General features: G+C 66.2%; 2 protein-coding genes and 1 pseudogene. 1 reads left to right on the top strand and 2 read right to left on the bottom strand.

What is annotated here, in order from left to right; translation table 11 throughout:
• A pseudogene (locus tag EN935_RS34240) lies at positions 1-498 on the top strand (hypothetical protein); the annotation flags it as partial.
• Positions 499-505: 7 nt separating this feature from the next.
• Here EN935_RS34240 and EN935_RS34235 read toward each other — a convergent pair.
• The gene (locus tag EN935_RS34235; protein ID WP_245468713.1) at positions 506-1,393 is read right to left on the bottom strand and encodes a serine kinase; all 888 of its coding nucleotides are present in this window, start codon (positions 1,391-1,393) and stop codon (positions 506-508) included.
• Positions 1,394-1,479: 86 nt separating this feature from the next.
• Positions 1,480-1,783 (bottom strand): lasso peptide biosynthesis B2 protein (locus EN935_RS34230; protein WP_127374138.1); only part of this gene is annotated, 304 nt, incomplete at its 5' end.

The raw sequence follows: 1,783 nt of genomic DNA, 5'->3' as shown, positions 1-1,783 counted from the left end.
CTGCTGGTCGAGCTGCATGGTGACCTCGTGCATGACACCGGCATGCGGCGGCGCCTGTCGCTGGGGTTCCGGGAGTTGCGCGCCATCGACGGCGAGGCGACAGATACGCCCGCGGCACTTCTGACGATCGCCATCGTGCACGCCGCCGGCGGCCACAAATTCCACCGGCTGCAGCTTTGCATCGACGTGCTGCAAGGCGTGCGGGCGCTGCAGTCACCCGAAGCGGAAGCACGCCTGTTCGACGCTGCCCGCATGACCGGCATCGAGCTCGAACTGGCTGTTGTGCTCAATGTGACCGGCCAATTGTTCGAGGAGAGCCGCGCACTTGAGCTCGCCGGCCGGATCAAGCCCGATCTCTCGATACGGCTGGCCAGACGGTTGATCACCACGAACACGCTGCTCGGCGTCAATTCCAGGGACAAGCTTGGTTCGCGCCTGCGCCGCGACGCCTTCCGGTGGATCCAGAGATTGGCCAAGGCCAGGCCGCAGGTTGCATGACTTGACTTCAATCCAGAGCGGCGCGGATCAGCGCCGCCGCGTCGGCCGGGCGCGCGCCCACCTCCAACCGGAATGTCGGCACCGAATTGACCAGCCCGGCGATGGTCGCCAACCTGCGTTTTTGCATCGGCAGCAGTCCCGTCATGCCCGTGCGGACATTGTCCACTGCCAGCGCCACCATTGCGTCGGTCCTGGCCATGGCGACGAGCCGTGTCTGGCTGTCGGCGGAGCGTGCCAGGTGCAGAAGGGCCGCCACCGGCCGGGCGGACGCGTTTTCGACCCGCATGATCCCTGCCAGCTTTTCAAGCGAGACGGGCTGCTCGCCGTTGCGATCCCAGGTCTGGCCAAGGCATGGAGCCACCCGCGGGATCATCTGCGCAGTCTTCTGATGGATCTTGGCGGCGCGCGGCAAACCCCAGGCCACGACCTTGCCCGAAGCGACATTCACGATCATGGCATCGTCGGAGCAGAGGCCAAAGCCTTGTGTTGCCAGCGCCAGCGACGTCGTGGTCTTGCCGGTGCCGCTCGGGGCATGGATCAGCACCACCGCGTCGCTGTCCGGCAACGTCAGGCCCGCGGTGTGCAGCATATGCTGGCGACCGGCGTCGAGCGCGGCGTCGAGGACCAGCATCGACGGCGTCCAGGCGGCTTTCGCACCGGGGCGGACCCGGAGTTCGGCCGAACCCTCCCTGCCATTGATCGCAACGGTCTGACGCCCGGGAAAGACGAGATGGATGGTGCCGCCGTCCTCGATCATCCGGCAGGAGCCATCCTCCGGTACATCGCCATCGAAGACGAGCGATCCGTGGGGTGTCTCGTCCAGGGTCTCTGTTTCGGTGATGCCAAGACGAAAGTCCGGCTCGACCGGTTCCGCGATACGCAAGCCGGCCAGCATCCTGTCGAAATCCCGCCATAGCTCGGGGCGCTCGGCTGATATGCCGAGGATCTGGCCGTTGAGGCCATAGCACGCTGAAGGTCTGGTCAAGCGGGGCGCACCTTTGTGGCATCGGCATGGTGACGGTAGATCTCGACCATGCCGGGAAGGCTGTCGCTGACCACCGGCCTGCCATCGAGGCAGACCCAGCAATGCGCCGACATGCGTGGCGCCTGCATCGACTTCGGGTCGACGCCGAAGCGCAGGTCCGGGTCGAAACCAGCAAGGCGCAGGAAACGATGACCGAGCAGCCCCTCTCTCAGGCACCTGCGGTCGCGCATCAGCCAGGGATGACGCACGGTGCGGTTGAGGGCGGCGACGATGTAGGGGGACGGCAAGCCGCGATAGGGC

The organism is Mesorhizobium sp. M7D.F.Ca.US.004.03.1.1 (genome assembly GCF_003998635.1).
GTDB classification, from domain to species: Bacteria; Pseudomonadota; Alphaproteobacteria; order Rhizobiales; family Rhizobiaceae; genus Mesorhizobium; species Mesorhizobium loti.
This window is presented reverse-complemented; position numbering and strand designations above follow the sequence as displayed.

Coding starts and splice junctions, on each gene's coding strand:
- EN935_RS34235 (WP_245468713.1), bottom strand. CDS start 1,393: ATGCTGGCCGGCTTGCGTATCGCGGAACCGGTCGAGCCGGACTTTCGT.